7 protein-coding genes and 1 tRNA gene are annotated in these 7,321 nt (G+C 62.3%); 4 read left to right on the forward strand and 4 right to left on the reverse strand.

The window, feature by feature from the left end; genetic code table 11:
• Positions 1-159: 159 nt before the first annotated feature.
• Together QZ079_RS06820 and QZ079_RS06825 are read left to right on the forward strand one after the other, a co-directional pair.
• Positions 160-1,062 (forward strand): peptidoglycan-binding protein, encoded by a 903-nt coding sequence (locus QZ079_RS06820; RefSeq protein WP_297036814.1) that lies wholly within the window; start codon positions 160-162, stop codon positions 1,060-1,062.
• A gap of 48 nt (positions 1,063-1,110) precedes the next feature.
• Positions 1,111-1,184, forward strand: a tRNA-Gln gene (locus QZ079_RS06825).
• A gap of 297 nt (positions 1,185-1,481) precedes the next feature.
• Here QZ079_RS06825 and QZ079_RS06830 read toward each other — a convergent pair.
• On the reverse strand, positions 1,482-2,297 hold the full coding sequence (locus QZ079_RS06830) for an ATP-dependent sacrificial sulfur transferase LarE (RefSeq protein WP_297036817.1): 816 nt from the start codon (positions 2,295-2,297) through the stop codon (positions 1,482-1,484).
• Between the two features lie 161 nt (positions 2,298-2,458).
• On the opposite strand from QZ079_RS06830, the gene QZ079_RS06835 reads away from it, so the two are divergent.
• Positions 2,459-3,127: an HAD family phosphatase gene (locus QZ079_RS06835; protein WP_297036822.1), complete on the forward strand. Its 669-nt coding sequence runs from the start codon at positions 2,459-2,461 to the stop codon at positions 3,125-3,127.
• 123 nt (positions 3,128-3,250) lie between these two features.
• Here QZ079_RS06835 and QZ079_RS06840 read toward each other — a convergent pair whose 3' ends face one another.
• Entirely contained in the window at positions 3,251-4,387 is a 1,137-nt protein-coding gene (locus QZ079_RS06840; protein ID WP_297036825.1) for a LacI family DNA-binding transcriptional regulator, read from the reverse strand.
• Between the two features lie 194 nt (positions 4,388-4,581).
• On the opposite strand from QZ079_RS06840, the gene QZ079_RS06845 reads away from it, so the two are divergent.
• The gene (locus tag QZ079_RS06845) at positions 4,582-5,352 is read left to right on the forward strand and encodes a type III pantothenate kinase (protein WP_297036828.1); all 771 of its coding nucleotides are present in this window, start codon (positions 4,582-4,584) and stop codon (positions 5,350-5,352) included.
• An 18-nt stretch (positions 5,353-5,370) separates the two neighbouring features.
• Here the strand turns inward: QZ079_RS06845 and QZ079_RS06850 are convergent, their stop codons facing one another.
• Both QZ079_RS06850 and QZ079_RS06855 read right to left on the reverse strand, forming a co-directional pair.
• Positions 5,371-6,015: an NUDIX domain-containing protein gene (locus QZ079_RS06850; RefSeq protein ID WP_297036830.1), complete on the reverse strand. Its 645-nt coding sequence runs from the start codon at positions 6,013-6,015 to the stop codon at positions 5,371-5,373.
• A gap of 178 nt (positions 6,016-6,193) precedes the next feature.
• Positions 6,194-7,321: thiamine pyrophosphate-dependent enzyme (locus tag QZ079_RS06855; protein WP_297036833.1), on the reverse strand; the 1,128-nt coding region annotated here is incomplete at its 5' end.

Below are 7,321 nucleotides of genomic sequence, written 5' to 3' on the forward strand. Positions count from 1 at the left end.
GGGTACGTTTGTGTCGTTTTCGACACAAACGTACCCGTCCCCAAAGTGACGCCCGACGCAACACGTCCAGTCATTTCTTGTTTACGGGCTCCCCGCGAGCTGCAGCGGCCGGGAGTTGCTAGACTATAGGGGAATATGTACGCGCTAGAAAGAGGCAGCATGGAACCTATCGTCTCCGGAATGCAGGGGCCAGCCGTCGAGGACGTTCAGGCACGCCTGCTCGGCCTTGGCTACTCCATCGATGCCACTGAGCTCGACGCCAAGCAGTTCGGCCCCGCCACCTCCGCAGCGGTTGCGGAATTCCGTCGTAACGAATCGCTCGAGGCGGGCTCCCATGTGGACGGAGAGTGCTGGAGCCGTCTGGTAGACGCCTCGTATAAGCTCGGCGATCGAACGCTCTACCTGCGCCTCCCCAACTTCCACGGCGCCGATGTCATGGAGCTGCAGCACGCCCTCAACATCCTGGGCTTTTCCTGCGGTAAGGCAGACGGCGTCTTCGGGCCGCATACCGAGGCCGCGCTTCAGCAATTCCAAGAGAACGTGGGGCTCTTCGCCGATGGCATGGCGTTCCAAGACACCTATAGCTACATCAACCGCCTGCACCACATCTGGAAGGGCAAGCCTACGGTGAGCGACACCGAGAACCGCACGGGTTTCGCGCGCGCCGCAAGCGTGCTCGAGCACACACGCATCGCGGTGATTGGCGAGGATCCCATCGCTCGCAACGTGGCATCGCGCATGTGGAATATCGCGACCGCCACCACCGACCGTAGCGGCATGGTGCTCTGCGATACCGAACCGCCCGAAGACGTCGATGTCGTGTTCGAGATCGCGAGTTCGCCCCTTTCCGGCGACGCCACCCCACGCGCCACAATCGTGCTGGCAGACGCACCAAACATCTCGCAGCGCATCCGCACCGCGCTCGCAGCTGCCACCGATACGCCGGCGCTACTGCGCTTCGAGCTCACGGGCATCACGCACTATGGCTCCTTCACGTCAAGCGATTCGCAAGCCCTCGCCATCCTGTTGCTCGACGGCGTTTGCGATGCGTTGAGCGATTAGGTACACTTGTTGCGCCGAAGTGCTGCGGAGCGCGGCGGCGTTTGTCGATGGGGCATCGTCCAGCGGCAGGACCCCGGTTTTTGGTGCCGGTTACGGGGGTTCGAATCCCTCTGCCCCAGCCATGCATGTGAACCGAGCTATCTATTGGGTGGCTCGGTTTTTTCGTGCGCCTACCAGGGATTCGAACCCGCAAGGCGCGGAGCAGAGCGAACGCGCGAGCGTTCGCCGCGAAGCGCGCAAGGCGGCGGAGCCGCCGCAGCGAATGGCGACGCGGAGCGGCGCCCGAATCCCTCTGCCCCAGCCACGTACACGAACCGAGCTATCTCTTGGGTAGCTCGGCTTTTTCATACTTGTGTATGCAACGCAAAACCTTGAACCATGTGGGGCTGAGTGAGCACCTGAGTCCAAAACGGAATAAATCACCTGGGATAGCAGAACAGGCGCGGGTCAACGGGACGGCCTGCGCGCCGCTCGAGCTCCACGCACATATCTGCCGGGAGTTCTTCACCCATTCGCGCACGTTCGCTCTTAGCAAGTTCAATCTTTAATCCGCTCGTGCTCAACCGCGCGCGAACTTGCCGAAACCCCTGTTCGTGAAGGTAGTCCTCGCACGCGCGAACCACCGAGAGCTTCGCCCCCGTGATGCCCTCACCCGTCCGCACGCGCGTCGCCAAGCACGCACCGGCAGGCATATCCCACCGCGCGAAGCCCCATGCGCGCAGCAGCGCGCGCTCTTCGGCCTTATGCCATCCCGTCTCCATAAGCGGCGAGCGAACGCCCAGCTCATGCAGGGCGCGCATGCCGGGTCTATCGTCGTGTGCATCGTCGGCATTACTACCGTCGGCGACAACCTCGATGGCGTGCACACGCGCAACCTCGATGATGCGCGAAAAGCCCGCCCGCTTGCACCAATAGCACCGGTCGGCATCATTGCGCACGATACGCTCGTCCTCAAGCGGATCAAAGGGAATCGTCACAACAGACAAACTCTCAAACGGGGTATTCGGCAACACCGTCAACTCGCAAGACGACTCACGCTCCGGCGTTGAAGCGAACGGCGTATCGAGTCGCACCAGGAGCGTCGAGCCAGGAATCACCCGGGCGCAGGCCGCCGCGAGAAACGTGCTGTCAACGCCGCCGGAGAACCCCACGGCAACCGACCCCAACGACTGTAGCAGCTCTTCGAGCCGCGCCAACTTGTTCTCGAGGTCTCCCCCGTCCGAATGCGTCGCCAACGCAGCACCTCCCCAGCCACGTAAAATGATTCCCTGCACCTCGATTCTTGTACCCATGCCGACCGGTCTCTGGCACAATACTTGATGACCGCGGCCACATGCCGCTGCGAATAGGGCGTGCAACGAATGCGCGCCTCGAACCACCACGTTTGGAGATTCCGATGATCAAAGCTGTACTCTTCGACCTCGATGGAACGATCGTCGATACCGAATCGCTCAGTGCGAAGGCCTGGTACCTCACCGCCGATGCCATGGGATTCACCATCGACGACGAGACCATCTACAGCTTCATCGGTCTCACCCGGCCCGTGATTATCGAGCGCTATGCTGACAAACTCGGCGGTCCCGACCGTGCGGATGAAGCATTCGAGATGCACTACGAGTACAAGTTCGAACTTGCAAAAACCGAGCTTCGCCTCATGCCCGGTGCCGAAGAAGCGCTTCGCACGCTCTCCGCCCAGGGATTCATGCTCGGGCTGGCAACCTCGTCCGCCCGCGATATCGCCACGCGCGAGCTCGAGCCGTTCGGTCTCATGGAGCTTTTCGGCGCAAGCACATGCGGAACCGAGGCGCCGGCGAGCAAACCCCAGCCCGACATCTACCTTGTTACGGCCGAGAAACTCGGCGTCGTGCCTAGCGAGTGCGCCGTCGTCGAGGATTCCTTCAACGGCGTGCGCGCGGGGCATGCCGCCGGTATGAAGGTCTTCCTCATACCCGACCTCGTCTCGCCCACGCCGGAGATCCAGAGCCTGTGCACGAGACAGCTCGGGAGCCTTCACGAGCTTCCTGCCGCAATCGCGCAGCTGAACACCGAAGCAGCGCAAAGCTAACGCCTTGGCCGACACTTTGGGGACGGGTGCGTTTGTGTCGTTTTCGACACTTTTGAACCCGTCCCCAAAGTGTTGAAAACGACACAAACGTACCCGTCCCCAAAGTGTCGGCCAGGTGTCGCGCTAGAGGAACGATCCGATATCGTACTCCGGGATGCCCGTGGGGAAGCCTTCGAAATCCTCTCCGGTGAGAGACGTGGCGCCCGTACTTGCCCGTTCAAGCAAAAACGGGCGAATGACCTCGTGCGCTGCCGGGCGGCCTCGGTGTCCCGCCTGCAGCGCCAGCGCGCCCTGCGCACGAACATGCACTACAGCCTGCTCCTCTTCAGCCTCCTCAATCGTGCGAATGAGCAGCTGAACACCTTTGCGCCCCAGCTCGTATCCCGCAGGAGAGCAGGTAGTGAGTTGCACGGCGCCCGTCCAGGCAAGCGGGTTGCCATCGCACCCTGCGACCATGATGTCGTCCGGCACGGAACATCCCGCCGCCTGCACGCCGGCTATGGCGCCGGTTGCCAGAACATCAGAAAGGGCGATGATCGCATCGGGGCGCTCGGCGGGGTCTCGGCGCGCGAGCATCGACCCCAGGCGGACGCCATCGATGCTGCCATGGCTCCTGCCCTCGAGAATCAGCTCGACGCGCTCGGGCTCATAGACTGCAAGCGCCGAGCGAACTCCTTCGAAGCGCTGGGCGCGCATGGGAACATCGGGTTCGCCGATCACCGCAACATGCTGCGCTCCGCGCGAAAGCACATGCTCGGCCACCACGCTGCCCTGAGCCTCGAAATCCGGTGTGACCGAGAGGGCGTCGTTCGGCACGTCGCGTACGCCCAGATAGACCGTATGAACCGGGAGGCCGAGCGCCTCATAGCGCTCCACATCGCCGACAGGCTGCACGAGTGCGCCCGCTACCTGCATACCCGCCAGAAAGCGCAGGTACCGAGCCTCGTATTCAGCGTCCTCGTTCGCGCAGAGCACGATGAGGTCGTACCCGTGGCGCAGCGCCTCGTTGCGCGCGCCGTTTACGATCTGCACGCTGCATCCGTGCGTGAGGCACGGCAACACGAGGCCGAGCACCTTGTTCGTACCGCCTGCGAGCAGGCGCGCACTTTGATTGGGCAGGTATCCCAAACGGTCGATCGTCTCTTCGATGAGCTTCCGCGTATCGGGGCGCACGCGTTCCGGATGATTGAGCGCATTCGACACCGTTCCAAGCGAAACGCCCGCCTCGCGCGCAACATCAACGATCCGTACCCTGCTCATGGCAGCCCGCCTTTCCTGCAGTTGAATATGGCAAGAGCCTTGGAGATTCTTTCACCTCGTTACCTTGCGATAGTATAGCAAGTAATTGAAGCGTTTCATGTTGAAGTATCCCGGCATGCGGTGCTTGGCGAGCAGCATGTTAAAGCCGCTGGTATACAATGGCACTGTTTCTGCCGCCGTTCGTTAGGAGAACCATGCTCCTCGCCATCGATATGGGCAATACGCAGACCGCACTCGGATTGTTTGACGGGGATGCGCTCGTCCGCTCGTGGCGCATGCCCACGGATCGTTCGTTTACTGCCGATGAGCTGCACGTTCGCCTTCTCGGCTATCTGCAGATGTACGGCCTTCCCATCGACTGCATCGACGCCGTCGCGTTCGCGGGCGTCGTGCCCCAGCTCTCGCGTGAATGGCGGATGGCCGCCGAGCGCATCGCCCTGCGTGCGATTGCTGTAGGCGCGGAGACCGCCTCGGTGACAAAACTGCATGCACCCAACCCCAGCGAGGTGGGCGCCGACCGCATCGCGAATGCCGTTGCCGCGGAGAAGTACTACGGCGCACCGTCTGTCGTCGTCGACTTCGGAACCGCGACCAATATCGACGTCGTTGATGCAGATGGTTTCTATATCGGCGGCGCCATCGCGCCGGGACTTCGCATCTCGATGGACGCGCTCGTTGCCCGCGCGGCGCGCATCGCAAGCATCCCGCTCGAGGTGCCCGAGCATGCCATCGGCCGCACCACCACGGAAGCGGTGCAGAGCGGGGCGATCCTGGGCACCGCGGCCATGGTAGAAGGGCTGGTCGCGCGCATCAAGCACGAACTCGGGTCACCCGACGCGCGCGTTATCGCTACCGGCGGCCTCGCTGGCATGTTAGCCGATGCGACAGACGTGTTCGACATCATCGATCAGCAGCTCACCCTTAAGGGCATCGCCGAGATCGCCCACCGTATGGGTGTGTGCTAGCCGAAAGACGCGAGCCATCTACTCCGCGGCGAGCCGATGCGCCATGACATCGCAGGCAAGCGCGCCTACCACGGTCTTCGCATCCTCGATCTTGCCATCGAGCACGGCATCGACCAGCTCCTGCACGTCCACGAGGTCGACGTTCAAGAACTCATCCTCGTCGGGCGTGGCACCTTCAAACGAAAGCTGCGTCGCGAGGTACAGGTGAATGAGCTCGTCCGAGAACCCGCAGGAACTTGCAATCGTCGTGAGATAGGCAATGCGTCCCGCTACGAAACCGGTCTCTTCCTTGAGTTCGCGCTTCGCGCAGTCGAGCGGATCTTCGCCCGGCTCGAGCTTGCCAGCGGGAATTTCCACCGTCACGCGGTCGAGCGCCGTGCGGTACTGACGCACAAGCGCGATCTTGCCGGATTCCGTAAGCGCCACGATAGCAACCGCGCCATGATGACGCACCACATCGCGCCGCGACACACGTCCGTTCGGCAGCTTCACCTCGAGGCATTCGACATCGAAGATCTTGCCGCTCCATGCGGTCTCGGAGCTCAGCACCTGCTCATGCAGGTCTGCGTCGCGCTCATCGTCGTCGCCGAGCACGAGTCCCGTTTCCTCGGCTTCCCCGACCTCTACACTCGCTTCCTCAACGACCTCGTCGCGTTCATCCATGGCATCCTCCTTGCATCCCGTCAACACGTGCCTTATACCCATCGTGTCATCACGTTTCATCCAAAATAATAAAGCCCACCTGTCCGGGTTTGGACATAACAAAAGAGGCTCCCAGGATTTCTCCTGGGAGCCTCCTCTTTGCCGGCTATCTATCCAGCATGAACGCCTTGGCTAAGCCTTAGACCTCCGCGTAGAGATCCTTGAGCTTGGTGAGGTGCTGGTAGCGCGCGATAGCAGCCTCCTCGTTCTCCTTGAAGAGCTTGTCGACCTGCTCCTGCGGAAGCACGCGGCTAAGCGACGCGTAACGAGCCTCGTTCATGAGGAACTCCTGGTAGCCACCCTTCGGCTCCTTGGAGTCGAGCGTGAACTTCTTGCCCACCTCGGCCTCCGGGTTGAAGCGGAAGAGGTTCCAGTAACCGCAGTCCACGGCCTTCTTCATCTCGGCCTGGCAGTTCTGCATGCCACCCTTCTTGATGGAGTGCATCTCGCAGGGCGCGTAGCCAATGATGAGGGACGGACCCTCGTAGGCCTCTGCCTCCTGGATGGCCTTGAGCGTCTGAGCGGGGTTCGCGCCCATGGCGACCTGTGCCACGTACACGTAGCCGTAGCTCATCGCGATCTCGGCGAGGGACTTCTTCTTGGTGCGCTTGCCGGCAGCGGCGAACTGGGCCACCTGGCCGATGTTCGAGGCCTTGGAAGCCTGGCCGCCGGTATTGGAGTACACCTCGGTGTCGAAGACGAAGACGTTGACGTTGTGGTCGGACGCCAGGACGTGATCCAGGCCGCCGAAGCCGATGTCGTAAGCCCAGCCGTCGCCGCCGAAGATCCAGAAGGACTTCTTGGTGAGGTAGCTCTTGTCGGCAAGGATCTGCTCTGCAGCAGCGACGTCCTTAACCTTCTCGAGCTCGGCCACGAGCGCCGCAGCGGTCTCCTTGGACTTCTCGGTGTCGTTGCGGTTCTCAACCCACGCCTGGGCAGCGGCCTTGCACTCGTCGCTCACCGCGTCGCTCGCGCACAGAGCCTTGACGTCCTCGACGAGCTTGTTCTGGACGGCCTCGTAACCAAGGAACATGCCCAGACCGTGCTCGGCATTGTCCTCGAAGAGCGAGTTGTTCCACGCCGGACCGTGGCCCTCGGCGTTGACCGTGTAGGGCGAGCGGGCAGCCGGGTTGCCCCAGATGGAGGAGCAGCCGGTGGCGTTGGAGATGAACATGCGGTCGCCGCAGACCTGGGTGACCAGGCGTGCGTACGCGGTCTCGGCGCAACCAGCGCAGGAGCCGGAGAACTCAAGCAGCGGCTGCTTGAA

This window comes from uncultured Enorma sp., assembly GCA_905210055.1.
GTDB lineage: Bacteria > Actinomycetota > Coriobacteriia > Coriobacteriales > Coriobacteriaceae > Enorma.

What these genes read in the sequence shown, in the direction of transcription:
- QZ079_RS06820 (WP_297036814.1), top strand. Translation starts at nt 160, where the DNA reads ATGGAACCTATCGTCTCCGGAATGCAGGGGCCAGCCGTCGAGGACGTT.
- QZ079_RS06835 (WP_297036822.1), top strand. Translation starts at nt 2,459, where the DNA reads ATGATCAAAGCTGTACTCTTCGACCTCGATGGAACGATCGTCGATACC.
- QZ079_RS06840 (WP_297036825.1), bottom strand. Translation starts at nt 4,387, where the DNA reads ATGAGCAGGGTACGGATCGTTGATGTTGCGCGCGAGGCGGGCGTTTCG.
- QZ079_RS06845 (WP_297036828.1), top strand. Translation starts at nt 4,582, where the DNA reads ATGCTCCTCGCCATCGATATGGGCAATACGCAGACCGCACTCGGATTG.
- QZ079_RS06850 (WP_297036830.1), bottom strand. Translation starts at nt 6,015, where the DNA reads ATGGATGAACGCGACGAGGTCGTTGAGGAAGCGAGTGTAGAGGTCGGG.